The 24,465-nt window shown below is 59.3% G+C and carries 29 protein-coding genes; 16 read left to right on the plus strand and 13 right to left on the minus strand.

Annotated elements, in window-relative coordinates; translation table 11 throughout:
• The first annotated feature begins 83 nt into the window (after positions 1-83).
• Positions 84-557, plus strand: a complete 474-nt coding sequence (gene greB / locus CKW32_RS04970; protein WP_048729176.1) for a transcription elongation factor GreB — start codon at positions 84-86, stop codon at positions 555-557.
• A 45-nt stretch (positions 558-602) separates the two neighbouring features.
• On the opposite strand, the gene CKW32_RS04975 is transcribed toward greB, so the two are convergent.
• Together CKW32_RS04975 and CKW32_RS04980 are read right to left on the minus strand one after the other, a co-directional pair.
• Entirely contained in the window at positions 603-3,113 is a 2,511-nt protein-coding gene (locus CKW32_RS04975; RefSeq protein ID WP_095184217.1) for an ABC transporter permease, read from the minus strand.
• Positions 3,113-3,796: an ABC transporter ATP-binding protein gene (locus CKW32_RS04980; RefSeq protein WP_032888990.1), complete on the minus strand. Its 684-nt coding sequence runs from the start codon at positions 3,794-3,796 to the stop codon at positions 3,113-3,115. The genes CKW32_RS04975 and CKW32_RS04980 overlap by 1 nt, the downstream gene beginning before the upstream one ends.
• Positions 3,797-3,806: 10 nt before the next feature.
• Between CKW32_RS04980 and CKW32_RS04985 the strand changes: the two genes are divergently transcribed.
• The 3 genes from CKW32_RS04985 to CKW32_RS04995 all read left to right on the plus strand — a co-directional run bounded on the left by CKW32_RS04985 (position 3,807) and on the right by CKW32_RS04995 (position 5,819).
• A complete protein-coding gene (locus CKW32_RS04985; RefSeq protein ID WP_032888992.1) occupies positions 3,807-4,412 on the plus strand; it encodes an arylesterase in 606 nt (201 codons plus the stop codon).
• Between the two features lie 58 nt (positions 4,413-4,470).
• Entirely contained in the window at positions 4,471-4,764 is a 294-nt protein-coding gene (locus tag CKW32_RS04990) for a hypothetical protein (RefSeq protein WP_010211879.1), read from the plus strand.
• Between the two features lie 86 nt (positions 4,765-4,850).
• Positions 4,851-5,819, plus strand: a complete 969-nt coding sequence (locus CKW32_RS04995) for a L,D-transpeptidase family protein (protein ID WP_032888994.1) — start codon at positions 4,851-4,853, stop codon at positions 5,817-5,819.
• A gap of 135 nt (positions 5,820-5,954) precedes the next feature.
• On the opposite strand, the gene oprI is transcribed toward CKW32_RS04995, so the two are convergent.
• The gene (oprI, locus tag CKW32_RS05000; protein WP_003172710.1) at positions 5,955-6,206 is read right to left on the minus strand and encodes an outer membrane lipoprotei OprI; all 252 of its coding nucleotides are present in this window, start codon (positions 6,204-6,206) and stop codon (positions 5,955-5,957) included.
• 612 nt (positions 6,207-6,818) lie between these two features.
• Between oprI and CKW32_RS05005 the strand changes: the two genes are divergently transcribed.
• Positions 6,819-7,100 (plus strand): GNAT family N-acetyltransferase, encoded by a 282-nt coding sequence (locus CKW32_RS05005; RefSeq protein WP_003189869.1) that lies wholly within the window; start codon positions 6,819-6,821, stop codon positions 7,098-7,100.
• 64 nt (positions 7,101-7,164) lie between these two features.
• Here CKW32_RS05005 and CKW32_RS05010 read toward each other — a convergent pair whose 3' ends face one another.
• Positions 7,165-8,241: a 3-deoxy-7-phosphoheptulonate synthase gene (locus tag CKW32_RS05010; protein ID WP_032888996.1), complete on the minus strand. Its 1,077-nt coding sequence runs from the start codon at positions 8,239-8,241 to the stop codon at positions 7,165-7,167.
• A gap of 131 nt (positions 8,242-8,372) precedes the next feature.
• Positions 8,373-8,807 carry a pilus assembly protein PilZ gene (locus CKW32_RS05015; protein WP_032888998.1) on the minus strand — a complete coding sequence of 145 codons (435 nt, stop codon included), beginning with the start codon at positions 8,805-8,807 and terminating at the stop codon, positions 8,373-8,375.
• Here CKW32_RS05015 and CKW32_RS05020 point away from each other — a divergent pair.
• The 5 genes from CKW32_RS05020 to cysB all read left to right on the plus strand — a co-directional run bounded on the left by CKW32_RS05020 (position 8,806) and on the right by cysB (position 12,709).
• Positions 8,806-9,192, plus strand: a complete 387-nt coding sequence (locus CKW32_RS05020) for a thioredoxin (RefSeq protein ID WP_032889000.1) — start codon at positions 8,806-8,808, stop codon at positions 9,190-9,192. The genes CKW32_RS05015 and CKW32_RS05020 overlap by 2 nt on opposite strands.
• Positions 9,189-10,142 (plus strand): putative 2-dehydropantoate 2-reductase, encoded by a 954-nt coding sequence (locus CKW32_RS05025; RefSeq protein ID WP_095184218.1) that lies wholly within the window; start codon positions 9,189-9,191, stop codon positions 10,140-10,142. Before CKW32_RS05020 ends, CKW32_RS05025 begins: the two co-directional genes overlap by 4 nt.
• A 16-nt stretch (positions 10,143-10,158) precedes the next feature.
• A complete protein-coding gene (locus CKW32_RS05030; RefSeq protein WP_032889004.1) occupies positions 10,159-11,076 on the plus strand; it encodes a 5'-nucleotidase in 918 nt (305 codons plus the stop codon).
• Positions 11,077-11,129: 53 nt separating this feature from the next.
• A complete protein-coding gene (locus CKW32_RS05035; protein ID WP_095184219.1) occupies positions 11,130-11,630 on the plus strand; it encodes a universal stress protein in 501 nt (166 codons plus the stop codon).
• Positions 11,631-11,734: 104 nt separating this feature from the next.
• Positions 11,735-12,709: an HTH-type transcriptional regulator CysB gene (cysB, locus tag CKW32_RS05040; RefSeq protein WP_095184220.1), complete on the plus strand. Its 975-nt coding sequence runs from the start codon at positions 11,735-11,737 to the stop codon at positions 12,707-12,709.
• A gap of 5 nt (positions 12,710-12,714) precedes the next feature.
• On the opposite strand, the gene CKW32_RS05045 is transcribed toward cysB, so the two are convergent.
• Both CKW32_RS05045 and CKW32_RS05050 read right to left on the minus strand, forming a co-directional pair.
• Entirely contained in the window at positions 12,715-13,197 is a 483-nt protein-coding gene (locus CKW32_RS05045; RefSeq protein WP_095184221.1) for a GreA/GreB family elongation factor, read from the minus strand.
• A 12-nt stretch (positions 13,198-13,209) separates the two neighbouring features.
• A complete protein-coding gene (locus tag CKW32_RS05050; RefSeq protein WP_032889011.1) occupies positions 13,210-13,578 on the minus strand; it encodes a hypothetical protein in 369 nt (122 codons plus the stop codon).
• A 132-nt stretch (positions 13,579-13,710) separates the two neighbouring features.
• Here CKW32_RS05050 and earP point away from each other — a divergent pair, with 132 nt between their 5' ends.
• Both earP and CKW32_RS05060 read left to right on the plus strand, forming a co-directional pair.
• Positions 13,711-14,844 (plus strand): elongation factor P maturation arginine rhamnosyltransferase EarP, encoded by a 1,134-nt coding sequence (gene earP / locus CKW32_RS05055; protein WP_095184222.1) that lies wholly within the window; start codon positions 13,711-13,713, stop codon positions 14,842-14,844.
• A gap of 49 nt (positions 14,845-14,893) precedes the next feature.
• Entirely contained in the window at positions 14,894-15,466 is a 573-nt protein-coding gene (locus tag CKW32_RS05060; RefSeq protein WP_032889016.1) for an elongation factor P, read from the plus strand.
• 62 nt (positions 15,467-15,528) lie between these two features.
• Here the strand turns inward: CKW32_RS05060 and CKW32_RS05065 are convergent, their stop codons facing one another.
• The 3 genes from CKW32_RS05065 to CKW32_RS05075 all read right to left on the minus strand — a co-directional run bounded on the left by CKW32_RS05065 (position 15,529) and on the right by CKW32_RS05075 (position 17,574).
• Positions 15,529-15,948, minus strand: coding sequence for an organic hydroperoxide resistance protein (locus CKW32_RS05065; protein WP_032889018.1), 420 nt, complete (start codon positions 15,946-15,948; stop codon positions 15,529-15,531).
• Between the two features lie 144 nt (positions 15,949-16,092).
• Positions 16,093-16,545, minus strand: a complete 453-nt coding sequence (locus CKW32_RS05070) for a MarR family winged helix-turn-helix transcriptional regulator (protein ID WP_095184223.1) — start codon at positions 16,543-16,545, stop codon at positions 16,093-16,095.
• Positions 16,546-16,623: 78 nt separating this feature from the next.
• Complete coding sequence (locus CKW32_RS05075) at positions 16,624-17,574, minus strand: LysR family transcriptional regulator (RefSeq protein ID WP_032889023.1); 951 nt, start codon at positions 17,572-17,574, stop codon at positions 16,624-16,626.
• A gap of 108 nt (positions 17,575-17,682) precedes the next feature.
• Here CKW32_RS05075 and CKW32_RS05080 point away from each other — a divergent pair, with 108 nt between their 5' ends.
• Complete coding sequence (locus tag CKW32_RS05080) at positions 17,683-18,432, plus strand: sulfite exporter TauE/SafE family protein (RefSeq protein ID WP_095184224.1); 750 nt, start codon at positions 17,683-17,685, stop codon at positions 18,430-18,432.
• On the opposite strand, the gene CKW32_RS05085 is transcribed toward CKW32_RS05080, so the two are convergent.
• Positions 18,422-19,276 (minus strand): LysR family transcriptional regulator, encoded by an 855-nt coding sequence (locus tag CKW32_RS05085; RefSeq protein ID WP_032889029.1) that lies wholly within the window; start codon positions 19,274-19,276, stop codon positions 18,422-18,424. The two genes, CKW32_RS05080 and CKW32_RS05085, sit on opposite strands and share 11 nt — an antisense overlap.
• A 96-nt stretch (positions 19,277-19,372) precedes the next feature.
• On the opposite strand from CKW32_RS05085, the gene CKW32_RS05090 reads away from it, so the two are divergent.
• Complete coding sequence (locus CKW32_RS05090) at positions 19,373-19,579, plus strand: DUF1127 domain-containing protein (RefSeq protein WP_233896991.1); 207 nt, start codon at positions 19,373-19,375, stop codon at positions 19,577-19,579.
• Positions 19,580-19,624: 45 nt separating this feature from the next.
• On the plus strand, positions 19,625-20,857 hold the full coding sequence (locus CKW32_RS05095) for a winged helix-turn-helix domain-containing protein (RefSeq protein WP_095184226.1): 1,233 nt from the start codon (positions 19,625-19,627) through the stop codon (positions 20,855-20,857).
• A gap of 95 nt (positions 20,858-20,952) precedes the next feature.
• Here CKW32_RS05095 and CKW32_RS05100 read toward each other — a convergent pair whose 3' ends face one another.
• Positions 20,953-22,299, minus strand: a complete 1,347-nt coding sequence (locus CKW32_RS05100) for a class II 3-deoxy-7-phosphoheptulonate synthase (RefSeq protein ID WP_032889037.1) — start codon at positions 22,297-22,299, stop codon at positions 20,953-20,955.
• A 124-nt stretch (positions 22,300-22,423) separates the two neighbouring features.
• On the opposite strand from CKW32_RS05100, the gene CKW32_RS05105 reads away from it, so the two are divergent.
• Positions 22,424-23,179 carry a spermidine synthase gene (locus CKW32_RS05105; RefSeq protein ID WP_032889040.1) on the plus strand — a complete coding sequence of 252 codons (756 nt, stop codon included), beginning with the start codon at positions 22,424-22,426 and terminating at the stop codon, positions 23,177-23,179.
• 115 nt (positions 23,180-23,294) lie between these two features.
• Here the strand turns inward: CKW32_RS05105 and CKW32_RS05110 are convergent, their stop codons facing one another.
• Positions 23,295-24,086 carry a crotonase/enoyl-CoA hydratase family protein gene (locus CKW32_RS05110; protein ID WP_095184227.1) on the minus strand — a complete coding sequence of 264 codons (792 nt, stop codon included), beginning with the start codon at positions 24,084-24,086 and terminating at the stop codon, positions 23,295-23,297.
• Positions 24,087-24,465 lie beyond the last annotated feature (379 nt).

Genomic DNA, 24,465 nt, shown 5'->3' on the forward strand with positions numbered 1-24,465 from the left:
ATCATCAACCCCAGCGAACCGACGTCAGGGAGTTATTGCCTGGCCTATCGGCATCTATGGACATTGCCTGGGGATGCATGCGTTTGAGTACCAAGCTGATTACCAAAGAAGGTCATGAGGCGCTGAAGAAAGAGCTGGATTATCTGTGGCGCGAAAAACGTCCAGATACCACGCGCAAGGTGACGTGGGCCGCCTCACTGGGGGATCGCAGTGAGAATGCCGACTACCAGTACAACAAGAAGCTGCTGCGAGAAATCGACCGACGGGTGCGTTACCTGCGCAAGCGTCTGGAAGACATGCGCGTGGTGGAGTACATGCCCGAGCAGGAAGGTAGGGTTTTTTTTGGTGCTTGGGTCGATATTGAAAACGAGCAGGGAGAGACCAAGCGTTTTCGCATAGTCGGCTATGACGAGATTTATGACCGGATGGATTACATTTCTATCGACTCACCAATGGCTCGTGCCTTGTTGCGCAAGGAGGTCGACGATGAGGCCATCGTGCAGACTCCCGGTGGCGAAGTGTGCTGGTGGATCACCGGGATCGAATATGTGAAATAGGCAATGATGGCCCGCAGTCTTTGAAGAGTGCGGGCCATCGGCGTTTCAGCCTTCGCGCAATACCGTCAGTGGGCTGGCATTCAACGCGCGGCGTGTGCCGAATACTCCTGCGGCACCGATCAGTACGGCGCCGATGATCGGCAGCAGCAACAGCCATGGGTGCGGGTGCCAGACCAGGTCAAAGGCATAACGGTACAGCACCCAGGTCACCAGTTCGGTACCCAATGCCGCCAACAAACCGCTGACGGCGCCCAGCAAGCCAAACTCGATACGCCGTGCCTTGACCAGCAACTTGCGTTCCGCGCCCAGCGCTCGTAGCAGTGCGCCTTGGCGGATGCGCTCGTCCAGCGTGGCCTGTAAACCGGAGAACAACACGGCCATCCCGGCAGCCAGTACAAACAACAGCACGTATTCCACCGCCAGGGTCACTTGGGCGAGGATGCTGCGCAATTGCTCCAGCAGGGCCTCAACCTGGAGGATCGTAACCGCCGGAAATGCTCGCGACAGATCGACGATTTGTTGGTCATGCCCTGACGCCAGGTAGAAGCTGGTCAGGTAGGTGGCCGGCAGGTCCTTCAACGTGCCGGGCTGAAAAATCATGAAGAAGTTCGGCTGGAAGTTATCCCAGTTGATGGTTCGCAGGCTGGTGACCCGCGCTTCACGATTTTCCCCGGCAATGGTGAACACCAGGTGATCGTTCAACTTGAGCTTGAGGCTTTCAGCAACTTTGGCTTCTACCGAGACGCCAGGAATATCCTCGGTGGGTCGTTGCGACCACCATGAGCCTGCAGTCAGCGTATTGCCCGGTGGCAGGTCGGCGGCCCAGGTCAGGCTCAGATCGCGTTGTACTGCGCGGTCGCCGCTGGAGTCCTTGCTGACTATATCCTGTACCGGGTCGCCATTAATGCTAATCAACCGGCCCGGCACCACGGGGTACAGCGGCGCTGATTGCGCCTGCACTTCCAGCAGGCGGGCGCTAAAGGCGTCCTTGTCGGCCGGCAGGATGTTCAGCGCAAAGTAGTTAGGCGCGTCCTTGGGCAACTGGTTTTGCCAAGTGTCCAGCAATTCGCCGCGCAGCAGGGCGATCAAACCCATGGACAATAAGATCAAGCCAAACGCCAGTGACTGGCCCGCCGCCGCCAATGGGTGGCGCAGCAGTTGGCCCAAGCCCAGGCGCCAGGGCAGGGAGGCGCGAGCCAGCAGGCGCCGCAGGCTTTGCAACAGCAGCAAAAGCAAGCCGCCGAGGACCAGCGCAGCCACCACGCCACCGCCCAGCAGGGCGAAGGTCAGCACCAGATCCAGGCTCAGGCGCCACATGATCAGGCCCAGTGCGAACAGCGCAGCGCCGTAAACCATCCAGGTGCTGGACGGAATTGGCAGCAGGTCGCGGCGCAACACCCGCAACGGCGGTACCCGACCGAGTGCTGCCAACGGCGGCAGGGCAAAACCGGCGAGAGCCACCAGCCCGGTGCCGATCCCGGCAACGGCCGGCAACAGTCCCCCGGGGGGAACATCCGCTGGCAGCAGGTCGTGCAGGAAATAGAACAAGCCGAACTGTGCCAGCCAACCGAGCAGGGCGCCGGCCAGGCTTGCGAGCAAACCCAGTACGGTCAGTTGCAGGCTGAACAGCAACATGGCTTCGCGTCGTGACAGTCCCAGGCAGCGCAGCAATGCACTGGCGTCGAAGCGTCGGGTGGCAAAGCGGTTGGCCGACAAAGCCACGGCCACGCCGGCCAGCAGCACGGCTACCAGGCTGGCCATGTTCAGGTAGCGCTCGGCTTTGCCCAAGGCGCCGCCAATCTGTTGATTGCCGTCGCGTGAGTCCTGCAGTCGCTGGTTGGCGGCGAGCCCCGGCTTGAGCAGGTCGCGATAGGTTTGCAGCACCGTGCTTTCCGGCGGCCCGCGCCATAATTCGCGGTAGCTGACGCGGCTGCCGGGTTGGACCACGCCGGTGGCGTCCAGGTCTGCCAGGTTGATCATCACCCTTGGCGTGAGGCTGTAGAAGTTGCCGGCGCGATCTGGTTCGTAGGTGAGTACGCGGGCCAGACGCAGGGTTTTCATGCCGACATCGACGCTGTCGCCGATTTTGAGGTCCAGTGCCGTCAGCAGCCGCGCCTCCACCCAGGCTTCGCCGGGTTTGGGGCCGCCGCCAGGGGTTTCATCGCCAAAGGGCGCAGCAGCGCTCTTCAGTTCGCCTCGCAGCGGATATTGCTCGTTGACCGCCTTGATACTGGAAAGCTGGATTCCGTTATCTGTGGCGATAACACTGGAGAACTCCACGACTCGCGCGTGATCCAGACCCAGTTCGGTCCCGGAGCGGATTTGCTCGGACCGGGCTGGTGAGCTTCCTTCAAGTACCAGGTCGGCGCCTAGGAACTCGGTGGCGCGCAACATCATGGCGCCGTTGAGACGTGCACCGAAGTAACCGATAGCAGTGCTGGCGGCCACGGCCACCAGCAGGGCAAAGAACAACACGCGCAATTCGCCGGCGCGGGCATCGCGCAGCAATTGACGCATGGCAAGGCTGAACAGGCGCAACAGCGGCAAACGTGCCATCAAGGCTCCAGGGGCGCTACCATCAGGCCGGCTTCAAGGCGGATCAGGCGTCGGCAACGGTGGGCCAGGCGCTCGTCGTGGGTGACCAGCACCAGGGTCGTGCCGCTCTCTTTATTGAGCTCGAACAGCAGGTCGCTGATGCGCTCGCCGGTGTGGCTGTCGAGATTGCCGGTGGGTTCATCGGCAAACAGCACGTCCGGTTCGGCGGCAAAGGCGCGAGCAATGGCTACACGCTGCTGCTCGCCACCGGAAAGTTGGCGTGGCGAGTGGGTGAGGCGCTGGCCGAGGCCCACGCGTTCCAGCAGGTGTTTGGCGCGCTCACGGGCGTCTTTGCGGCCATCCAGCTCCAGCGGCAGCATGACGTTCTCCAGCGCGTTAAGGCTGTCGAGCAGTTGGAACGACTGGAACACAAAACCTACGTGTTCGGCGCGGATGCGTGCGCGCTGGTCTTCGTCGAGGCGGCTGAGGGCTTGTCCGGCGAGGGTGACTTCGCCGCTGCTGGGCAGGTCGAGTCCGGCCAGCAGGCCGAGGAGGGTGGATTTACCGGAGCCGGAGCTGCCGACGATAGCCAGGCTATCGCCCTTGTTCAGTTCGAGGCTCAGTTCGTGCAGGATAGTCAGTTCACCTTCCGCGCTGGGAACCACTTTGCTAAGGTTCCGCGCGGTGAGAATGCTTGCGCCCATGGAGAATCCGATGCGAATGTGGTTTTTGAGTGCTGGCCTGGCCTTGATGTGCATGGCCCAGAACGCAGCGGCGGGTACAGTCCTGATCGTTGGCGATAGTATCAGTGCCGGTTTCGGCCTGGATACACGCAAAGGGTGGGTTGCCTTGTTGGAGCAACGGCTCAAGAAGGAAGGTTTCGACGATAAAGTGGTCAACGCCTCCATCAGTGGTGATACCAGTGCTGGAGGTCTCGCGCGGCTGCCGGCGGCCCTTGCAGAGCATAAGCCTGAGGTAGTGATTATCGAACTGGGTGGCAATGACGGCCTGCGCGGTATGCCCCCTACGCAATTGCAACAAAATCTTGCGTCGATGATTCAGAAGTCCCAGGACAGCGGCGCGAAGGTGCTGTTGCTGGGCATGCAGATTCCACCTAACTATGGGAAGCGTTATGTCGACGCCTTCGCCAAAGTATTTGCCGATGTCGCCCAGCAGAAAAAGGTGCCGTTGGTACCGTTTTTCCTTGAAGGAATCGGCGGCAATTCGCAATTGATGCAGGCTGACGGGCTGCACCCGGCTGTCGCTGCTCAGGGCAAGTTGCTGGAAAATGTCTGGCCTACGCTAAAACCGCTGCTATGACGCTTTTCTACTGGCAGGCTTTCGGCTAAGGTGGCGCCCCCCCGATCTGGAGCCCCCGATGTCGCGTCCTGCCTGGTCACTGTTTAACTACCAACTGATCGAGCCGGACGAGCAGTTGGATCTCTTCGCCTGCCAGGAAGTGCGGGTGCATTTAGTGGCGCGTCAATTGGAACTGGGCGGCTCCATTGATCGCACGCTGTGCGGCACGTTACTGCCAGCGCAGCCACGTTGGTCGCGGGTTGATCGCTCGATTTTCCAGGACCAGCGCCTTTGCCCCTTGTGCCGGGCCATCTTGGAGTCCCAAAAGCGCGGCACACCGCCGATCTGGCCTGAGCTGCGTTTCGAACTCTAGGGGCCGCGACACGCTTGCAGCTAGAAGCTCACATCACGTATACAATCGATTTTTACCTACACGTCGTTCTGCGAAGGATTTTCCGGATGTTGTCGCGCCTTTCCGTCGTCACCTGCTGCCTGTCTCTCGCTGCACTCTGTGCGGCGGGTTCTGCATCTGCTTTGCAGTTGCCCTTGCCACCTCCGGGTGAAGACATCGTCGGCCAGGTCCAGGTGATCAAGGCCAAGTACGAAGACACCTTTGCCGACCTGGGCACCACTTACGACCTGGGCTATTCGGAAATGGTCGCGGCCAACCCAGGTGTTGATGCCTGGTTGCCGGGAGCGGGCACCGAGATCGTGCTGCCGACGCGTTTTATCCTGCCGCCGGGGCCTCGCGAGGGCATCGTGATCAACCTGGCGGAATACCGGCTCTATTATTTCCCCAAGGGCCAGAACGTGGTCTACACCTTCCCGTTGGGGATTGGTCGTGAGGGCTGGGGCTCGCCCATTGCCCACACCAGTATTATCGCCAAGACGCCGAACCCGACATGGACGCCGCCGGCTTCGATCAAGGCCGAACACGCCGCCAACGGTGATCCTTTGCCTAACGTGGTGCCTGCTGGCCCAGATAATCCGCTGGGCCCGTTCAAGTTCACCCTGGGCACACCGGGTTACCTGATCCACGGCTCCAACATGAAGTTCGGTATTGGCACACGTACCAGTCATGGCTGTTTCCGCATGTTCAACAATAATGTGCTGGAGATGGCGGGCATGGTGCCGGTAGGTACGTCGGTGCGCATCATCAACGATGCCTACAAGTTCGGCAGCAGCGGCGGCAAGGTCTATCTGGAAGCGCATACGCCTTTGAATGATGATGGAACGCCATCGGTGGTCGACAAGCACACGGCGGTGATCAACGCTTTGCTCAAGCGTGAAGACTTGGCCAATAACCTGCGGGTCAATTGGGATCAGGTGCGTGATGTGGTGGCCGCGGAAGATGGTTTGCCGACTGAAATCGGCGTGCCAGGTGGGGCGCCTATAGCGTCCAGCTCGCTGATCGATCTTCAGCAGTAACTCTGCTCGATCAAAAGCCCGCCCACAGCCTTGCGCTGCGGCGGGCTTTTTATTGCCTGCGTTCAGGTGCTAATCGCAGACAATAAAAAAGCCGATCCATAAATGGATCGGCTTGATAACAATCCCGAAGGATTATTACTTGCGGCTAGCTTTTTCAAGCATACGCAGAGCGCGCTCGTTAGCTTCGTCAGCAGTCTGTTGTGCTTTTTGAGCAGCAGCCAGAGCTTCATCAGCTTTACGGTAGGCTTCGTCTGCACGGGCCTGGGAGCGAGCTGCTGCGTCTTCAGTTGCAGTCAGACGAGCTTCGGTTTCTTTGGAGACGCTGCTGCAACCGGTAGCCAGAACTGCGGCCAGAGCCAGAGCAGAGAATTTCAGAACGTTGTTCATCGTGTTCCCCTTCAAGGACTTTCTATTAAATGGCTACTTTCTCAGAGTGAGCTAATAGCCGGCGTACATACTACCCATTACTTGTAGTAAGTAAACTGACGTAGCGCAAGAAGCAAAAAAAATTCTCGCACCTAATCTATTTTGGCTAATCTTTTGGAGGTTTGTATAAAAACCGTCCAATTTTTTTCATACGGGTGAAGATTGGATCCAGGCTGAAAGCGCCGGCCTGCATGCGTTAAGCTTTGTATATAGATGAAAATTTATATATTCGGGCCGACACTTACGTTGCGTTTGGGGTTGCTTTGCCGGGCATCTTTTACGCATGTAGAGGTGACTTTAAGAGCGCCTGTTCGTCTCAAGGTTCAACTGCCGGCAATGTTCAGGCTTTCGACCAGTGTTTGGTCGAGGCCCCTTCTATATCCACCAGCAGCAGGGGATGACGAGTGCGCCTTGAGCAATTTCAGGATTGGTGCCTACTATTCCCTACGTGCTGGTTGTTAGCGCTCAAGGTTTTCTCGTTGTCGAAACCGGCACGGGGTGGCGTAGATGTTCCTTCGCCGGAAAAACATCGGTAAGGTAGGGGTCAGAATTCAAGACCCGCGAGGAGTAGTGATGAGCGAGGCGTTGTCCATCCACCATGACCAGGCTGGTCATCAGTTCGAGACCAATGTGGACGGTCATCGTGCCTATCTGACCTATATGGACCTCGGGAAGCAGACCCTGGATATCTATCGGACCTTCGTGCCTAACGCACTGCGGGGCCGTGGCATTGCGGCGGCGTTGACCGAAGAGGCCTTAAAGTTTGCCGAAGAGGCTGGCTACACGGTGATCCCTTCCTGCTCCTATGTCGAACGCTACATGGAGCGCCACCAGCGTCATGCCGCGAAGCTCTGAGTGATCAGCAGACAATAAAAAAACGCCGGGCTTAGCCCGGCGTTTTTGTGTGTGCAGTTGCGGTTCAGGTGCGTTTGCGTGTCGGCAATACGTCCTTGAGCTTTGCGTGCATGCTGCGCAGGGTGTTTTCGGTGGCGGCCCAGTCGATGCAGGCATCGGTGATCGACACGCCGTACTGCAAGTCGGCCAGGTCTTTTGGAATCGCCTGGCATCCCCAGTTCAAATGGCTCTCGACCATCAGGCCGATGATCGACTGATTGCCTTCGAGGATCTGGTTGGCAACGTTTTCCATCACCAACGGCTGTAGGGCCGGATCCTTGTTGGAGTTGGCGTGGCTGCAATCGACCATAATGTTTGGCTTGATCTTGGCCTTGTTCAACGCTTGCTCGCACAACGCAACGCTGACTGAATCATAGTTGGGCTTGCCGTTGCCACCGCGCAGTACCACGTGACCGTAGGCATTGCCCTTGGTAGTGACGATGGAGACGCCGCCTTCCTGGTTGATACCCAGGAAACGGTGGGGGCTGGAAACTGATTGCAGCGCGTTGATCGCTACAGTCAGGCCGCCGTCGGTGCCGTTCTTGAAGCCCACGGCCGATGACAGACCGGACGCCATTTCACGGTGGGTCTGGGACTCGGTGGTACGCGCGCCGATGGCCGACCAGCTGATCAGGTCCTGCAGGTATTGCGGGGAGATCGGGTCAAGCGCTTCGGTGGCAGTGGGCAGGCCCATTTCGGCCAAGTCCAGCAGCAACTGACGACCAATGTGCAAACCGTCCTGGATCTTGAACGAGTCGTCCAGGTACGGGTCGTTGATCAAGCCTTTCCAGCCGACGGTGGTACGCGGCTTTTCGAAATAGACGCGCATCACCAAGTACAAGGTGTCGGACACTTCTGCCGCCAGTACCTTGAGGCGCTCAGCATATTCGTGTGCGGCCTTGAGGTCATGGATCGAGCATGGGCCGATTACCACAAAGAGGCGGTGGTCGGTGCCGTCGAGAATCTCACGGATGACTTCGCGACCCTTGGTGACGGTCTGCAGGGCAGCGTCGCTCAGGGGGATTTCGCGCTTGAGCTGATCGGGCGTGATCAGCGTCTCGTTGGATTCGACGTTTAGGTCATTGATCGGTAAATCAGCCATCGTGTTACTCGTCAGGGTCACGGGTGCCGGCCGCCAGCTATCCCCGTGCGGCGGAGCACAGCATGATTTGGATGCAGGGGGGAGGAACCTTAGCGCGTAACACGGGCCCGCGACAATGGGCAAAGCCCCCTTTAATCCCCTGCTGGCCGCACAAACGCCTCATGGGAGAAGTCACTGGCGTGTCGCGCCACCCACTCGCGGGCCAGGGCTTCGACTTTCGCAGGGCTAGGCTCAGCATCTTCGTGCTGGCGGCAGTAGCGCTCTATCCGGCATGCTTGTTCGCCCATGCGCGCACCGAACAACGCATGTTCATCGGTAAACGAAATGCCGACGCGGTAGCCGTTTTCCACCTTGCGACACCACGCCACGTAGCCTGGGTATCGGGCGGTGGCGCCCAGGGATGGAATGTGCAAGTCAACGGCCGTGCCCTGGCGCCAGGCGCGCGGCCAATTGCAGGCAATGCCACCCAGGCCGTTAGAGAGCAGGCGTTGGCGGGGTATGGCGGGAGAGGGGCGTTGGATTAACTCGACAGCGACATCATCAGGGTGAGGTAAAAAACGACCCATGTACACGGACTCCGAGCACCGTCCTGTAGACGGCGGTGGCAGCAGTATAGTGAAGGAACTGGAATTGACCGACCTGGATATTGACCAGCAATTGCTGGGATTGCCAGGGATTTCGCTCGTGGTGTTCACCAGCGTAGGATGCTCCAGCTGCCGTTGGGCGCGCCAGCAACTGCCAGGGTGGCACTTGCCGGTGGACCGTGTGTGCTGGGTGGATGCCGGGCACAACGGTGGCGCGGTTGAACGCTATCAGATCTTTCATTTGCCCGCGTTGTTCGTCGTGTGCGAGGGTCAATTCCTCGGACAATTACAGACACGTCTTACATCTGCCGACCTTGCCGACGCGATCAATCAAGCGTTGATCCGTACTCCAGAGGATTTGCCATGACAGTACAGTCGCCACGCGTTGGCATTATCGGAACCGGTGCCATCGGGGGATTCTACGGTGTGATGCTGGCTCGCGCCGGGTTCGATGTGCACTTTCTGCTGCGCAGCGAATATGCCGCGGTCAGCGAGCACGGCTTGCACATCAACAGCACGGTGCACGGCAAGTTGCACCTGTACCCGGTTCAGGCCTACGCGCGCGCCGCCGATATGCCGCCGTGTGACTGGTTGCTGGTGGGCACCAAGTCCACGGGCAATGTTGAGTTGGCGCCGACCATTGCCCAAATCGCGGCGCCGGATGCCAAAGTGGTGCTGCTTCAAAACGGCCTGGATGTAGAAGACAGCCTGCGAGAACACCTGCCGCTGTCGCTGCATCTGCTCGGCGGCCTGTGCTATATCGGCGTGCACCGTTCTGGTCCGGGTGTGGTTGAGCATCAAGCCTTGGGACGGGTCAATCTGGGCTATCACAGCGGTTCTGCTGCTAACGATGAGGCTCGTCAGAAAGCAATTGTCGAGGCAGGCGCCGCGTTGTTTCATAAGGCTGGTATCGAGTCCCAGGCGATGGCCAATGTGCATCAGGCACGCTGGCACAAGCTGGTGTGGAACGTGCCTTACAACGGCCTTTCGGTAGTGTTGGGGACTGGCACCACGGCCCTGATGGCCGACGAATCCAGTCGCCAACTGATCCAGGCGCTGATGGCTGAAGTGGTGCAGGGTGCCCATGCCTGTGGCCAGGAAATCCCCAAGAGTTACGCTGAGCAGATGTTTGCCATGACCGAAACCATGGACGATTACTTGCCGAGCATGTACCACGACCACGTACATAAGCGCCCGCTGGAGCTGGAGGCCATCTATGCTCGCCCTCTGGCAGCCGCCAAAGCCGCGGGCTGCGAATTGCCGCGTATGCAGGCGCTGTATCAGGCCTTGAGTTTTATTGATCGGCATAACCGCTGATTCGGGGGGTAAATGCATGGCGAAGGGATTGGGCGACAAACTGGTGCTGGCGATTTCGTCGCGGGCCTTGTTCGACCTGAGCGACAGCCACAAGGTCTATCTCGCTCAAGGGGTGGAGGCCTACCGCAAATACCAGATCGAACACGAGGAAGAAATCCTTGAGCCCGGCGACGCCTTCCCGTTGGTCAAAAAGCTGTTGAGCCTCAACGCCAGCCTGGGTCGTGCCCGGGTTGAAGTGGTGCTCGTATCGCGCAACAGTGCCGACACTGGCCTGCGCGTATTTAACTCTATTCAGCACTACGGCCTGGATATTTCCCGCGCCGCTTTCGTAGGAGGGCGTAGCCCTTATCCTTATTTGGCCGCCTTTGGTTGTCATCTGTTTCTTTCGACCCATGCTGAAGATGTGCGCAGTGCCCTTGATGCCGGCTTTGCAGCGGCGACGATTTTGTCGGGCGGCCCGAGACGGGCTTCCAGCGAGGAACTGCACATCGCCTTTGACGGCGACGCGGTGTTGTTTTCCGATGAGTCGGAGCGCGTGTACCAGGCCGGCGGGTTAGCCGCGTTCCAGGCCAGCGAGCGCGAATCGGCGCGCCAGCCCTTGCACGGCGGTCCGTTCAAGGGGTTTCTGGCCGCGCTGAACGTATTGCAGCGTGAGTTTCCTGAAGAGGCCTGTCCGATCCGCACAGCTTTGGTAACCGCCCGTTCGGCGCCGTCTCACGAGCGGGTGATTCGCACGTTGCGTGAGTGGGATATTCGCTTGGACGAATCCTTGTTTCTTGGCGGTCTGGAGAAGTCCGCGTTTCTGGAAGCGTTTGCCGCTGATGTATTTTTCGATGACCAAGCCGGTCATTGCGAGAAAGCCAGGGAGGTGGTGGCCACGGGGCACGTGCCCCATGGCATCAGTAATGAGGTGAGGATTCAGGCCGAGAGTTAGGGCCGCTGCTAAGCTCATTCAATCTCCTCCACCCTGGCAGTCCAGGAGGTTTTATGATTCGTTCGATGCTGTACGCCACGGACCTCGGTCTGTACGCGCCCTATGTGATGCAGCATGCACTGGCGCTGGCGCGAACGTTCAAGGCTGACCTGTATGTGATTCACGCGGTCGAGCCTATTGGGTTGTTCGCCGAATCGGTGCTGCAGAGCTACCTTGATGAAGCTGCATTGAGTGAATGGCAGACTCAAGGGCTTAGCACGGTGATGGCGACCATCGAGCAGCGGGTGCTCGACAGTTTCCGCGAGGAGTTGGGGGAGGGTGAGCAGGACTTGAAGTTGATCCGCTCGGTACGTGTGATTCAGGGGGACCCGTGCGAGGTGATTCTCGACCAACTGCGCAAGCTGTCCGTCGACCTGTTGATCGTCGGTAGCCACAGCCATGCAGCCGGCACGACAGCGCCGCTTGGGCGTACCGCGGCACGGGTGCTGCAGCTGTCTACGGTGCCGGTTTACTTGGTGCCGTCCTTACAAGGTCGACGCATTGATGACGTATGATCGGTAGAAAACGATAAAAAGTTCTAGATTTATCCGTCTAACCTTTAATATAGTTATATACCGTCGCTGATACCCGTGGCGTCTATCTGCTTTGAGGGACACATATGAAGCTTCAACAACTGCGCTACATCTGGGAAGTGGCGCACCACGACCTCAACGTTTCCGCTACCGCTCAAAGCCTGTACACCTCGCAACCCGGTATCAGCAAGCAGATACGCCTGCTCGAAGACGAGCTGGGCGTCGAAGTGTTCGCGCGCAGCGGCAAGCATCTAACCCGTGTCACCCCGGCTGGTGAGCGCATCATCACTACTGCCGGCGAGATCCTGCGTAAAGTCGAAAGCATCAAGCAGATCGCTCAGGAATTTTCCAACGAGAAAAAAGGCACTCTATCGATCGCCACCACCCACACCCAGGCGCGTTATGCATTGCCTCCGGTGATCCGCGATTTCATCAAGCAATACCCGGACGTGGCCTTGCACATGCACCAGGGCTCGCCGATGCAAATCGCCGAGATGGCCGCTGATGGCACCGTCGATTTTGCCATCGCCACCGAAGCTCTGGAACTGTTCGGTGACCTGGTGATGATGCCGTGCTACCGCTGGAACCGTTGCGTTGTGGTGCCTCAGGGGCACCCGTTGGCCAAACTGCCGAAGCTGACCCTCGAAGCCCTGGCTGAATACCCGATCGTGACCTACGTGTTCGGTTTCACTGGCCGCTCCAAGCTCGACGAAGCTTTCAGCCATCGCGGTCTCACTCCGAAAGTGGTGTTCACCGCCGCCGACGCCGACGTGATCAAGACTTACGTGCGTCTGGGCCTGGGCGTGGGTATCGTCGCCAAGATGGCCGTCGACACCAACCTCGACAAAGACCTGGTGGTTCTCGACGCCAGCGAGTTGTTCGAATCCAGCGTGACCAAGATCGGCTTCCGGCGTGGCACGTTCCTGCGTGGGTTCATGTGCGACTTCATCGAGGAGTTTGCGCCGCACCTGACCCGCGAAGTGATGGCCAAGGCGATCCAGTGCCATAACAAACAGGAACTGGAAGAGCTGTTCGACGGCGTTGAATTGCCCGTCCACTGAGTGGTTTATCGGGCCTCGGTAACCGTAAACAGTTGCCGGGCGCCTGCCACCAGAATCTCTACTTCATCGCCTTCCAACTTGCCCAGCAGGCTTTTGCCCAGGGGCGAGCGCGGGGTGATGACAGTCACCGGTTGCCCGACCACATCCACCTTCAAGCCTGCAGCATCAGGCGCCAGGAATAGCCATTGCTGGCGACCGTTCTCGTCCTCCAGGCCCAATAGCGCGCCGACTTCTATGCCTCGTTGATCATCGTAGGCACGCAACTGCAGGTTCTGGCACAGCGCGAGCGCTTGCTTGATTTCCTCGACCCGTTTGGCCTGCCCGGCCGCGAGATACGAAGCCTCCAACCCCAGGGTGTCGTATTTGTTTTCCGCGATGTTCTCTTCGTGAGTCGCGGTTTCGTAGGCGGTCTGCGCGGCGCGCTGGGCGATATCGAGATCGACAGTGAGTTTTTCCAGGATCAACTGGAGGACGGCGTGCTTATTCATGGTTGTGCTTGATCATTCGCAGAATTGCAGGACATTGGCCCGGCTCTTTTCATTGGGCGCGTTCTGGTCCTGTTGCAGCCAGAACTGGCATTTGGGGTTGGACAGGTTACGTGCGTTGTTACGTGCCTGGTCCAGGGCTTGTTGCTGTTCCTGCTTGTGCAGGTTCTGCTGGTACTGCTCGAACATACGGTTGGGTGGCTCAGGCGCGACAACGGTCGGCTTGCCCAATTGCTGGACTGCCTGCGCCACCGGCGCAAGGCTTTGCGGGAACAGGTAGCTCGACGCCAGCCAGGTGGTCAGCGCAATGGCGATAAACCCCAGCCATACACCCAAGGCGATAGCGATGCACAGCTTGAGCAGCGACAACGATTGATCCGACATGATGGCCTCCTGGCGGGCATTTGCGGCGTAGCAGCGATTGTCGCACAGCCACTGTGCAGAATAATCGCGATCAAGCCTTCTGCATGGGCGCATTTATGCGGACAATCGAGCCTTTGAGCGTTGGAGCCCGGAATGAAAGCCCGCTGGGATATTTTTTGCAGCGTTGTCGATAACTTCGGCGACATCGGCGTGACTTGGCGGCTGGCCCGGCAATTGGTGGTGGAGCATGGCTGCGAGGTGCGCTTGTGGGTTGATGACCTGCGGGCCTTCGAACGCATGTGCCCCGAGGTGGATGTGCAGCGGGAGCAACAGTGGCAGGAGGGCGTTGATGTACACCACTGGCCAGCCCAATGGTCGCCAACTCCTGCCGGAGATGTGGTGATTGCCGCTTTCGCCTGCCAGTTACCGCTTGAGTATATGGAAGCCATGGCCGAGCGTGAGCGCACGCCGTTGTGGATGAACCTGGATTACCTCAGTGCCGAGGACTGGGTGGTGGGCTGCCATCGCCTGCCGTCGGTGAAGTTCAAGGGAGTACAGAAGTACTTCTTTTTCCCCGGCTTCCGACCTGGTACTGGCGGTTTGCTCCGTGAGGCGGGGTTGCTGGAAAAACGTCACGCGTTTCAACTGGATGTCGCTGCGCAGCGACAATTCCTGCAAACCTTGGGTGTGATTCCGGATGATGGTGCGCGGCTGTTCTCACTGTTTGCCTACGAAAACGCTGGTCTCGCCGGATGGCTGGACGTCTTATCGACGGACGGGCGTGCCACTCATCTATTGGTGCCGGAGGGCCGCATCCTCGGTGACGTACAGCGCTGGCTCGGTGTAGGAGGGCTTGTCGCGGGCGATATTCATCAACGTAAGGCTCTGGCCGTGCAGGTGCTGCCGTTCGTGCGTCAGGAGCAATATGATCACCTGCTGTGGTGCTGCGACTTTAACGCAGTGCGCGGTGAAGACTCGTTCGTCCGCGCCCAATGGGCGGGGCGCCCGTTGCTGTGGCACATCTACCGCCAGGACGAAGACATACACCTCGACAAGCTAGATGCCTTCCTGGAGTTGTACACCGCCGCCTTATCACCGGCCGCGAAGGCGGCGTTGGTCGCGCTTTGGCAGGCTTGGAACACCGAGGGTGACATGGCACAGCCGTGGAAAAAATTGTTGGACCACTGGCCGGAAGTCACTCAACACGCCGAAACGTGGTGTCTGGAACAGGGCTTGCAGGCTGATCTTGCGACGGCGCTGGTACAGTTTTATGAAAGTTGGATATGATACGCCACCTTGATTTTTGTAAATCCCATCCAAATTTCGGATATATGCAATGAAAACTGGTAAAGAACTGAAACCCGGTACAGTGATCCGTCTCGAAAACGACCCTTGGCTGGTTCAGAAAGCTGAGTTCACCAAGTCTGGTCGTAACAGCGCAATCATGAAGACCAAGCTGAAGAACCTGCTGACCGGTTACAAGACCGAGATCGTCTACAGCGCCGATGACAAACTGGACGACGTAATCCTCGACCGCAAAGAAGCGACCCTGTCCTTCATCAGCGGCGACACCTACACGTTCATGGACACCACTGACTACACCATGTACGAGCTGAACGCTGAAGACATCGAAGCCGTTCTGCCTTTCGTGGAAGAAGGTATGGAAGACATCTGCGAAGCGATCTTCTTCGAAGAGCGTTTGGTTTCCGTTGAACTGCCAACCACTATCGTGCGTAAAGTTGCCTACACCGAAGGTTCCGCTCGCGGCGACACTTCGGGCAAGGTGATGAAGCCTGCCAAGCTGGCTAACGGTACCGAGCTGCAAGTAGCTGATTTCATCGAAATCGACGACCTGATCGAGATCGACACCCGCGAAGGCGGTTCGTACAAAGGCCGCGCCAAGAAGTAATTCTGGCCCCGCCCATAAAAAAACCCGACTTCACGTCGGGTTTTTTTATGGGCGGGTGTTTTTCATACGGTTACATGCAGGCGCACATCGACGTTGCCACGGGTGGCGTTGGAGTACGGGCAGACTTGGTGAGCCGCATCGACCAGGCTTTGCGCGTCATCCTGGGCCAGGCCTGGCAGGCTGATGTGCAGGTCGATGTCCAAGCCGAAACCGCCGGGGATCTGGCCGATGCCTACGTGGGCAGTGATCGAGACGTCGTCCGGGATTTTGCGTTTGGTCTGGCTGGCAACGAATTTCAGCGCGCCGATAAAGCAGGCCGAGTAGCCAGCAGCGAACAGTTGTTCCGGGTTAGTGGCTTGGCCACCGGCGCCGCCCAGCTCTTTAGGCGTGGAGAGCTTAACGTCGAGAATGTTATCGCTGGAAACAGCGCGACCATCACGTCCGCCGGTGGCGGTGGCTACTGCGGTGTAGAGAGTTTGCATGGTGTCGTCCTCGGTCTAGTTTTTCGCAAAATATTTGCGCGCTAATTAGTTTGTGGGGGTAAATGTATAGCGCTAATGTTTAGCGCGCAAGATAATTTTTGAAATGTTTTCCGGGGAGTGCTGCAAGTCAATGCGTGAAGGTGGCTAAACGGTGCTTTGCAGGTTACTGCGCAACGTAATCAGATCAGCTTGCAGCTTGCGCAACTGCTCCAGTTCCAAACCGCTGGCCCCGAGGATGCACTGCGGAATACCCATTGCCCTGTCCTGCAAGGCACGTCCCGCGGCAGTCAATTCCACCACCACCACCCGTTCATCTTCGCGGCTGCGGGTGCGGCTGAGAAGGCCTTCGGCCTCCAGGCGCTTGAGCAGTGGCGTCAGTGAGCCAGGGTCCGTCAGCAGGCGGCTGCTGATTTCGCCGACAGTCAAACTGTCCTCTTCCCACAGCACCATCATGGCTAAGTACTGCGGGTACGTCAGGCCGAGAGCTTGCAGCAGAGGCTTGTAGACCTTGGTCATAAGCAATGAAGTGGAGTGCAAGGCGAAACACAGCTGGTTATTCAGCATCAGGGATTCGCACGGATCAGGGGTTTTGCTCATGGCGGTGCCTTAAAAACGTATATGGGCTGAAATCTAGCGGGCAAATCTTTAATGCGCCAGATAATTCGGTCCAGGCGCTCAGACCAGGCCGCTCTGTAGCGCCAGATCCCATGGCGGCACTGGACTGAAACGGGATTTGAGGTACTCCAGCAGCAAGCGGCTGCGCGCGTTGGCCTGCTGTTCCAGTCGCAGCGCATAGATTCCGGTGGTTTCCGGGCTGGGTAGGCCATCTTCGCAAAACAGCGGCAGCAATTCGCCACGCACCAGGTATTCGCTGGCCAGCCAAGTGGGCAGGTGGGCGATGCCCAACCCGGCCAACGCGCCTGAGAGCAGCGCTTCGGCATTGTTGGCGCTCATGCGGATGCGCCGCGGGCGATAGGTTGCGCGGCGCCCGTCCAACTCGAAGCGCCACGCGAACATCGGCGCCAGGCCATCCCAGTCCAAGCCGTCATGGTCACTCAACTCTCGGGGATGGGTCGGAGTGCCGCGGCTTTTGAGGTAGGCGGGACTGGCGCAGGCGATGCGCACGATGCTGGCCAAGGGCGTGGCGATCAACCGGGTGTCGACGATATGCCCGGCCCGCAGTACCAGATCGACCTTGCCCAAGTGCGCACCCTGCATATCCACAAAACTGTCGATCAGATGCAGGTGCACGTCCAGGCCGGGGTAGACCTTCAGAAAGTCCGCAATCACCGGTGCCAGATGCCGTCGACCAAACGCCGCGGGCGCATCCACGCGGATCAAGCCTTCCGGCGCATGGCTCAGGGACACCGCTTCGGCGCGCGCCAGTTGCAATTCGCTGACAATCCGCCGCGCCCTCTCGGCAAACGCCAGGCCAGCGGGCGTCGGCACTACCGCATGAGTGCTGCGTTGGAACAAGCGGCTACCCACTGAGCTTTCCAGGCTGTCGATGCGCCGCGCCACCGCGGAGGGCGTCAGTGGGTGGCGGCGTGCAGCTGCGGAAAAGCTGCCGGTTTCGAGCACATCTAGAAACAGGCTCAACTGATCAGTGAGGGTATTGGGGTTCATGGCTGAGTGCTTGTGCAAAATTGGCACAGCCATTGTGCGTTGCTGTGCGTTTCCGCGCCAGGGCCGACTGCGTAGCATGCAGAGCCTGGGATTGTGGAGTAATAAGCGGTGTGGGATTTAGCGATGTATCTGGTGCTGGGCGCTGCCTTGGGCACGGTGGGCGGGTTGTTTGGCATTGGCGGTGGGCTGATTGCGATCCCGGTGCTCGGCGTATTGTTTGGCCTGGATCAACAAATTGCTCAGGGCACCGCGCTGGTGATGGTAGTGCCAAATGTGATGCTCGCCCTGTGGCGTTACCACCAGCGCAACCGAATTGAACTGCGTCACGCGCTGCCGCTTGGGATTATGGGTTTCAGCTTTGCCTGGCTGGGCTCGATCTGGGCGGTAGGCCTTGATGCCGGCGCGATGCGGATTGGCTTTATTGCCTTTCTGGTGGCGTTGTCGGCTTACAACCTGCTGCGCATGTTCACCCGCAACGCGCCGCCGACCGCGCAAATGCGTTATTCCTGGCCCTGGCTCGGGGTGCTGGGCGCCGTATCCGGCTCCATGGGCGGCCTGTTTGGTGTCGGCGGCGCGGTGGTCGCCACTCCGGTGCTGACCAGTGTGTTCGGCACCACCCAAGTAGTCGCTCAAGGCTTGTCCCTGGCCTTGGCTTTGCCTAGCACGGGCGTGACCCTCGTCACCTACGCCTGGCACCACGAAGTGGACTGGATGATCGGCATACCCCTGGCGGTCGGTGGCCTGCTCAGTATCAGTTGGGGCGTGAAAGTTGCCCACGCATTACCCGAACGCCTGTTGCGTGGCCTGTTCTGCGGGTTCCTGGTGGTGTGTGCGGTGATGCTGACCTTTAAAGTCTGAAGCCTTCCAGGATGTACTCGGCCAGGCACTCGGTGATTGGCGAGGTGATTTGCGGGTTGCGCAGCAAGTGCAGATTCATCGAGGGCAGCGGTGGGAAACCCTCGTCGCTGCCGAGTACGCGCAAGTCTTCAGTCACCAGGCTTTCCATGCAGATCATCGCGGCCAGGCCGGCACTCACCACCGCCTGGATAGCTGCCACGTTGGTGCTGTGGTACGCCAGGCGATAGTCTCGGCCGGAAGCATCCAGAGCGGCGCGGGTCCACTGTGTATACAAGCAGTCGGCGCCGGAGACTGCCAGGGGCACGGCATCGTGGTCTTCCACGCAAAAGCAGGGCGCTGCTGCCCAGACCATCCGTTCAGTGCGCAACAGTTCGCCGATTTCTTTGCCAGGTTCGCGGCTGATTACCGTCAGTGCCAGGTCGCGTCGCTGCATCAGCACCGTTGACGACTCGCAATGCAGTTCGATTTGGATCAGCGGGTACGCTTTGGAAAATTGCTTGAGGATTCCTGGAAGGAAGCGCATTACGTAGTCGTCCGGCGTGCCGATCCGTACCAGCCCCACCATATGCGGCTCGCGCAGGGTGTTGAACACCTCGCTATGCAGTTTCAGAATTCGCCGCGCATATCCCAACAGTACTTGGCCCTCGGGCGTTAGACGCACCTGCCTGCCGTCGCGCTCGAATAGTTTGCGCTGCAACACGTCTTCTTCGAGGCGCTTCATCTGCATGCTCACCGCCGATTGAGTGCGGTTGACCAGTTCGCCAGCGCGGGTAAAACCGCCTTGATCGGCGATGGCGACGAAGGTGCGCAGCACTTCAGTGTCGATGCTTGGGTAGCTGGACATTGATCAATCCCAGAGATGTATTGCATAAGAAACATTCGTTGGATTGATCATAGTGCCACGCACACACTGACGTCATCCCCAAGGGAGGGCGAGAAGATGAAAGGTCAGAATGGTTTTGCGTTGATGGCGAAGTGGCCGTTTGCCGGGTTGTTTCAAACCGTAGCCCGCTGGCAAGCATTGCACGAAGAGCGCCGAATGCTGGCGAGCATGAGCGATGAAGCGCTCAAGGACATCGGCCTCAGCCGCGCCGATGTGGAGCAGGAGAGCCATCTGCACTTCTGGGAAGACCCGCTGCGAAAATGACTCCGGATGCAGTAGGGTAGGTCGCGCGCCTTCAAGGAGATTCCCATGCCCGCCGACCAGTCTTTTTCCCTCAAGCAAGCTCGACGCATGGCGCTGGCGGCCCAAGGTTTTTCCGGGCGCCAGCCCCCTGCAGAGATCAAGTCCGCGCACCTCAATCGACTGATCGAACGCCTCGGTGTATTGCAGATTGATTCGGTCAACGCTGTGGTGCGTTCCCATTACCTTCCGCTGTTTTCCCGTCTGGGTCGCTATTCTCCTTTACTGCTTGAGCAGGCCGCTTGGAGCCAGGGCCGGCGGCGTTCGCTCTTCGAATATTGGGGGCATGAAGCCTCGCTGTTGCCCATGGCGATGTACCCCTTGATGGGTTGGCGCATGGCGCGGGCGCAGCAGGGGCAAGGCATTTATGCGCAGATGGCGCGTTTCGGAAGGGAGCAGCAGTCCATCATTCAGCGTGTGCTGAAGACTGTCGAACAACAGGGCGCCCTCGGTGCCGGTAGCCTGTCCACCCGCGAAGAGCGCGCAGGTCCCTGGTGGGACTGGAGTAATGAAAAGCACGCGCTTGAATGGTTGTTCGCCGCCGGCCTGGTGACCGTTGCCGGTCGTCGTGGTTTCGAGCGCCTTTACGACTTGCCCGAGCGCGTTATCCCTGGCGATATCCTTAAGCAAGCCCCGTTGACTGAAGCCGAGGCCCAGCGCGGCTTGTTATTGCACAGCGCCACCGCCTTGGGGGTGGGCACCGAAAAAGACCTGCGTGATTACTTCCGCCTCGATCCCGCCGACAGTCGCAAGCGTCTGGCCGAATTGGTCGAAGAGGGGCTATTGCTGGTGTGCCAGGTGCAAGGCTGGAAGCAACCGGCTTACTGCCTGCCAGAACCGAAAGTGCCGCGCAAAGTATCGGTGAGTGCGCTGCTGTCGCCGTTCGATTCGCTGATTTGGGAGCGCAGCCGCACAGAGCGCCTGTTCGATTTCCGTTACCGGCTTGAGATCTACACCCCGCAAGACAAACGGGTGTATGGCTATTACGTGCTGCCGTTTATGCACAACGAACGTATTGCCGCGCGGGTGGACCTGCGAGCGGAGCGCGCCAACGGGCGTTTGGCGGTGCATGCGGTGCACGAGGAAGAGCTGGGGTTGGATGATGAAGGGATGCTTGCGCTTGCGCTGAACCTGCGGCAGATGGCCGATTGGTTGGGGCTGGAACAGGTACAGCTCAATTGCCAGCGCCCGAGCGCCGCTCGGTTGCGGCTTGCGATGCTCAATGGCGGCGCTGGTTTCTAGGGCGCCATCGGGAGCAAGCCCCCTCCCACACTGGAATACGTTTCCCTGTGGGAGGGGGCTTGCTCCCGATGGCGTCAATTCTGCCAACTAAAATTTCAGCGTTTGACTTGCTTCAGCGTTTCGGCAATCAGGAACGCCAACTCCAGCGACTGATCGGCATTCATCCTAGGGTCGCAATGGGTGTGGTAGCGGTCCGACAAGCCATCTTCGGTGATCGGGCGCGCGCCGCCGATGCACTCTGTGACGTTCTGCCCTGTCATCTCGATATGAATCCCGCCGGCATAGCTGCCCTCGGCCTGGTGCACCTGGAAGAACTCCTTCACTTCGCCGAGGATCTGCGCAAAGTCGCGGGTCTTGTAGCCGCTGCTGGCCTTGATGGTGTTCCCGTGCATCGGGTCCGAGCTCCACAGTACCTGCTTGCCCTCGCGCTGCACGGCGCGGATCAGGTTGGGTAGATGGTCGCCGACCTTGCCTGCACCCATGCGCGCGATCAGGTTCAGGCGGCCCGGATCGTTGTTCGGATTGAGGATGTCGATCAGGCGGATAAGATCCTCCGGGTTCATGCTCGGGCCGACCTTGACGCCGATCGGGTTGTTCACCCCGCGCAGGAATTCGACGTGAGCGCCATCCAACTGACGGGTGCGGTCGCCGATCCACAGCATGTGGGCCGAGCAGTCGTAATAGTCGTTGGTCAGACTGTCGCGACGCACGAAGGCTTGTTCGTAGTTGAGCAGCAGCGCTTCATGGGCGGTGAAAAAGCTCGTTTCGCGCAACTGCGGCGAGCTGTCCATGCCGCAGGCGCGCATAAAGGCCAGGGTCTCGTCGATACGGTTTGCCAGTTGGCTGTACTTCTCTGCCAGGGCGGAGTTGGCGATAAAGTCCAGGTTCCACTGGTGCACCTGATGCAGGTCGGCGAAACCGCCCTGGGCGAAGGCGCGCAGCAGGTTGAGGGTAGCGGTGGATTGGTGATACGACTGCAGCAGGCGGTCCGGATCGGGTACACGGCTTTTTTCGTCGAAGCCGATGCCGTTGACGATATCGCCACGGTAGGCGGGCAGGGTGATGCCGTCGATGGTCTCATCGTTGGCCGAGCGCGGCTTGGCGAACTGGCCGGCCATGCGCCCGACTTTCACCACTGGGCAGCCGGCGGCGAAGGTCATCACAATCGCCATCTGCAACAACACCTTGAAGGTGTCGCGGATTTTCGCGGCGGAAAACTCGACGAAACTCTCGGCGCAGTCGCCGCCTTGTAACAGGAAGGCGCGACCCTGGGTCACTTCGGCAAACTGGCGGCGCAACTCGCGGGCTTCCCCGGCAAACACCAGCGGCGGGTAGCTGGCCAGACTCTGCTCCACCCGCAACAGGTGTGCAGCGTCCGGGTACTGGGGTTGTTGCTGGATCGGCAGGGCGCGCCAGCTGTCGGGGCTCCAGGGTTGGCTCATCATGAACTCGATTGGCTGATTGACGGTCGGGCGCCAATGTTATCAGCAATTAGTGCGTGACCTGCTGCTGCCGGTTGGCCGACAATCGCGCCTTTGCCGTACAGCAAACCCGTTAGGAGTAGTGATGACAGAGGAGCGTGTCGAGCGCCTGCTCGCCGAAGTTCATGATGACTTCGGCATGATCCGTGTGCTCGAAGTGGCCGATTACCGGTTTCTCGAATTCGGCGACGCCATTGAGCAAAGCTGCGTGTTCACTGCAGATCCGAGCTGGCTGGAGTACGACTACACCCGCGCGATGCTGATCGGCGCGTTGTGCCATGAACAGCCGGAGAGCGCCTTGTTCCTCGGTCTGGGCGCCGGTACGTTGACCCAGGCGTGCCTCAAGTTCCTCCCGCTGGAAGACGTCGAAGCCATCGAGCTGCGCCCCGATGTGCCGCGCCTGGCCATTGAGTACCTGGGGCTGGACGATGATCCGCGCCTGTACATCCGCATCGGCGACGCCCTGGAGTTGCTGGAGACCGCTGAATCGGCGGACTTGATTTTCGTCGACCTCTATACCGATGTCGGCCCCGGCGTTGGGCACCTGGCGTGGACCTTCCTGGAAAACTGCCAGAAGAAACTCAACCCCGGCGGCTGGCTGGTGATCAATCAGTGGGCGACTGACGACGGCAAACCGCTGGGCGCGGCGTTGTTGCGTGGGTTGTATCACCGGCACTACTGGGAACTGCCGGTGAAGGAGGGCAATGTGATTTTGCTGGTACCTTCGGAGCTGGATCAGGAGCTGGATCTTGACGCCCTTTCTACTCGGGCTGAGTTGTTGGCGCCGCGTCTGGGGTATTCGTTGCAGCCCTTGATCAAGGCGATTCGGCCGGCTACGTAGTCGCCTGTACCGACGCCATCGGGGGCGAGTCGAATCGTCGCACCGCACGTCTCACACTTGGAACTCATTTCAAATGTGGGAGGGAGCTTGCCCCGATGGCGTCGGTATAGGCGACTCAAATGCCCTTGAATACCCCCGGCCGCTTCTCGACCATCGCGCGCAGGCCTTCCTTGGCATCCTCGCTGTTCAGCAATTTATCCACCATCGGCGGCAGCGCGGCGGCCGCAACGGTTTCGCCTTCCACACGCGCCAGGCGGGCCGACATCAAGGTGGCCTGGACGCCAAGCGGCGCCTGGCGCGCGATGCGACTGGCCAGTTCGATGGCGCGGGGCAGCAGGTCTTCACTGGCCATTACTTCCTGCACCAAACCCAGGCGCAGGGCTTCATGGGCGTCGAACTCGTCGCCGGTCAGCAGCCAGCGCATGGCGTTGCCCCAGCCGGCGATCTGATGAAAGCGCAATGTCGCACCGCCAAACGGAAAGATCCCACGCTGTACTTCCATCTGCGCAAAGCGGGTATTGCTCGCACACAGGTTGATATCCGCCGCGAGCATCAACTCGATACCAATGGTGAGGCAGTAGCCCTGGGCGGCGACGATCACCGGTTTACTGACCCTGGGGCCTGCGAAAACGCCCCAGGGATCACAGCCTCCCAGCGGCGGTTGCCAGCCGCCCGCCATTACCCCGCTGACATTGGCCAGGTCCAGGCCGGCAGTGAAGTGGTCGCCATGGGCAAATACTACGGCCACTCGTGCGTCATCGTTTCGATCAAATTCGCCATAAGCCAAGCTCAGCTCATTGAGCAAATCCAGGTCGAAGGCGTTGCGCTTGGCCACCCGGTCCAGGCCCAACAGCAGGACATGGCCCTGGAGTTCACGGCTGACGCGGCTGCTGCTGGCTTGATTCATTGGGTGTGCCCTCGGGTGGAGAGAAGGGTTTCAGACCAAAGGTCTTGGTCTAAGGGTGAATCGTTTAAGCCTTATGACCAACAGGGCCGGGCCTTTGAAAAATAGACCCTGGCAGGGTTATCTGCAAAGACTGTGACGCAGCACGGTTTATCGGTGCTTTGCGATAAAAAAAGCTCCCTTTTTCAAGTATTTCCGGTATAGTGCGCGCCGGCCTTTAACCGGGCCGCGTTTAGGTAGCGCAATTCCCCGAAGTCAGCTTCGGCTGCATGTCCGCACAGCGGACTCTTCCTTAACGAATCTTTTTCATTCATTCGTTTTCGCAAATCCCCGCCGACAAAGCAGCCAGGGCGACTCTTGAGTCTCAACACGGCATGCGCAG

The sequence above is a fragment of the Pseudomonas sp. Irchel 3H9 genome, assembly GCF_900187495.1.
In the GTDB taxonomy this organism is placed as follows: Bacteria; Pseudomonadota; Gammaproteobacteria; order Pseudomonadales; family Pseudomonadaceae; genus Aquipseudomonas; species Aquipseudomonas sivasensis.

Coding starts and splice junctions, on each gene's coding strand:
- CKW32_RS04995 (WP_032888994.1), top strand. CDS start 4,851: ATGTTGTCGCGCCTTTCCGTCGTCACCTGCTGCCTGTCTCTCGCTGCA.
- oprI (WP_003172710.1), bottom strand. CDS start 6,206: ATGAACAACGTTCTGAAATTCTCTGCTCTGGCTCTGGCCGCAGTTCTG.
- CKW32_RS05005 (WP_003189869.1), top strand. CDS start 6,819: ATGAGCGAGGCGTTGTCCATCCACCATGACCAGGCTGGTCATCAGTTC.
- CKW32_RS05070 (WP_095184223.1), bottom strand. CDS start 16,545: ATGAGCAAAACCCCTGATCCGTGCGAATCCCTGATGCTGAATAACCAG.
- CKW32_RS05085 (WP_032889029.1), bottom strand. CDS start 19,276: ATGTCCAGCTACCCAAGCATCGACACTGAAGTGCTGCGCACCTTCGTC.
- CKW32_RS05015 (WP_032888998.1), bottom strand. CDS start 8,807: ATGGGTCGTTTTTTACCTCACCCTGATGATGTCGCTGTCGAGTTAATC.
- CKW32_RS05050 (WP_032889011.1), bottom strand. CDS start 13,578: ATGTCGGATCAATCGTTGTCGCTGCTCAAGCTGTGCATCGCTATCGCC.
- CKW32_RS04975 (WP_095184217.1), bottom strand. CDS start 3,113: ATGGCACGTTTGCCGCTGTTGCGCCTGTTCAGCCTTGCCATGCGTCAA.
- CKW32_RS04985 (WP_032888992.1), top strand. CDS start 3,807: ATGCGAATGTGGTTTTTGAGTGCTGGCCTGGCCTTGATGTGCATGGCC.
- CKW32_RS04990 (WP_010211879.1), top strand. CDS start 4,471: ATGTCGCGTCCTGCCTGGTCACTGTTTAACTACCAACTGATCGAGCCG.
- CKW32_RS04980 (WP_032888990.1), bottom strand. CDS start 3,796: ATGGGCGCAAGCATTCTCACCGCGCGGAACCTTAGCAAAGTGGTTCCC.
- CKW32_RS05110 (WP_095184227.1), bottom strand. CDS start 24,086: ATGAATCAAGCCAGCAGCAGCCGCGTCAGCCGTGAACTCCAGGGCCAT.
- CKW32_RS05065 (WP_032889018.1), bottom strand. CDS start 15,948: ATGCAAACTCTCTACACCGCAGTAGCCACCGCCACCGGCGGACGTGAT.
- CKW32_RS05035 (WP_095184219.1), top strand. CDS start 11,130: ATGATTCGTTCGATGCTGTACGCCACGGACCTCGGTCTGTACGCGCCC.
- CKW32_RS05045 (WP_095184221.1), bottom strand. CDS start 13,197: ATGAATAAGCACGCCGTCCTCCAGTTGATCCTGGAAAAACTCACTGTC.
- earP (WP_095184222.1), top strand. CDS start 13,711: ATGAAAGCCCGCTGGGATATTTTTTGCAGCGTTGTCGATAACTTCGGC.
- CKW32_RS05095 (WP_095184226.1), top strand. CDS start 19,625: ATGCCCGCCGACCAGTCTTTTTCCCTCAAGCAAGCTCGACGCATGGCG.
- CKW32_RS05090 (WP_233896991.1), top strand. CDS start 19,373: ATGAAAGGTCAGAATGGTTTTGCGTTGATGGCGAAGTGGCCGTTTGCC.
- CKW32_RS05105 (WP_032889040.1), top strand. CDS start 22,424: ATGACAGAGGAGCGTGTCGAGCGCCTGCTCGCCGAAGTTCATGATGAC.
- CKW32_RS05075 (WP_032889023.1), bottom strand. CDS start 17,574: ATGAACCCCAATACCCTCACTGATCAGTTGAGCCTGTTTCTAGATGTG.
- cysB (WP_095184220.1), top strand. CDS start 11,735: ATGAAGCTTCAACAACTGCGCTACATCTGGGAAGTGGCGCACCACGAC.
- CKW32_RS05030 (WP_032889004.1), top strand. CDS start 10,159: ATGGCGAAGGGATTGGGCGACAAACTGGTGCTGGCGATTTCGTCGCGG.
- CKW32_RS05060 (WP_032889016.1), top strand. CDS start 14,894: ATGAAAACTGGTAAAGAACTGAAACCCGGTACAGTGATCCGTCTCGAA.
- CKW32_RS05010 (WP_032888996.1), bottom strand. CDS start 8,241: ATGGCTGATTTACCGATCAATGACCTAAACGTCGAATCCAACGAGACG.
- CKW32_RS05020 (WP_032889000.1), top strand. CDS start 8,806: ATGTACACGGACTCCGAGCACCGTCCTGTAGACGGCGGTGGCAGCAGT.
- CKW32_RS05100 (WP_032889037.1), bottom strand. CDS start 22,299: ATGAGCCAACCCTGGAGCCCCGACAGCTGGCGCGCCCTGCCGATCCAG.
- CKW32_RS05025 (WP_095184218.1), top strand. CDS start 9,189: ATGACAGTACAGTCGCCACGCGTTGGCATTATCGGAACCGGTGCCATC.